The following is a 1,284-nucleotide window of genomic DNA, read 5'->3' as shown; positions in this document are numbered from 1 at the left end:
TTGTGTCTACGTCCGATGGTACAGCAATTGTGACTTCATTGCTGTAGTCGGAGAAGTTCGGTTTCGCATCTTTTGCACGCACTTTGTACTTGTACGTCTTGCCCGCAACAACGGTGCTGTCGATGTACGTCGTTGCATTCACAGGAATAGTCGTCGTGTTTGCACCTTCCGTACGGGTAATTTCATAGCCCTCAACTTTGATGTTGTCGGTCGAAGCGCTCCAAGTCAGTGTAACTGTCTTGGTCGTGCCTGTTCCGAGGCTGCCTGCCAGGTTGGCAGGGATCGAAGGAGCGATTGTATCCGTTCCTTGCGGTTTCTCCCCAACTTTCACTTGGCCTGCGCCACCGTTCGTGCCAGGGATGTACGTGTTGTCGCCTACGTTGAAGAAGTAGTTGCTTTGGCCGTTGCTATCCCATTGTCCGCTGCCGTTGTTGAAGCAAGCTTCCAGACGGGTAGCCGTGCCGATATCGATCGTCATTTTCTTGTAGCCCGGGTTAAGCGGATCGTTCTCCATCTTCACGCCCGGAGTAGCTGTCCATGTGCCGCCTTCAGCACGGTAGTGAATGTTGACGTTCGTCCAGCCCTCTTTGTAGTAGACTGTTACTTTGTTGCCTGGTACGTATACCGGTTTGCCTGGCGTTACGACGCCAGCGCTATACGTGTTGTCGCCTTTGTTGAAGAAGTAGTTCTTCTGGCCATTGCTGTCCCATTGTCCGCTGCCGTTGTTGAATGCTGCTTCGACACGGGTAGCTGTGCTTGTTCCAAGGTCAATCGTGTACTTGGCATAGCCCGGAATTTCGGACTCTTCCATCTTCGTGCCTGGAGCAACGGTCCATGTGCCGCCTTCAGGACGGTAGTGGATATACGGTGTTGCAAATCCTTTTTTGTAGTATACCGTTACCGTGTTGCCGTTGTTGTTGCCTTGCTCAGTTGTTACGCTGATCTCGTTGCTCGGATCGGAGGAGCTTCCTGCATTGCTCGTCGCGATTACTTTGTACGTGTAGGCTGTTGCGCCTGTCAGACCAGTGTCCGTGTAGGATGTCGTCGTTGCAGTGCCCACCTTGCTGCCATTGCGGTACACATCATAGCCAGCGATGCCGGAGCTATGCGTGGATGCCTGCCATGTCAACGTTACGGTCTTATCTGTCTTGCCGGTTGAAGCCAGACCTGTTGGTGCTGTTGGTGCTACAACAGTTCCGCTATCATTCGTTGTAACTGTGATTGTGCTGCTGTCATCGGAAGATTGACCAGCGTTGCTCTTCGCAACCACTTTGTACGTATAAG

1 protein-coding gene is annotated in these 1,284 nt (G+C 52.3%); it reads right to left on the bottom strand.

Translation table 11 applies throughout. The features are described from left to right. Positions 1–1,284: carbohydrate binding domain-containing protein (locus K0T92_RS24490; protein WP_281423194.1), on the bottom strand; the 1,284-nt coding region annotated here is incomplete at both ends.

The organism is Paenibacillus oenotherae (assembly GCF_019443105.1).
Classification (GTDB): domain Bacteria; phylum Bacillota; class Bacilli; order Paenibacillales; family Paenibacillaceae; genus Paenibacillus_Z; species Paenibacillus_Z oenotherae.
Note: the sequence above shows the minus strand (reverse complement) of the source record. Positions and strands in the feature narration are given on the sequence as shown.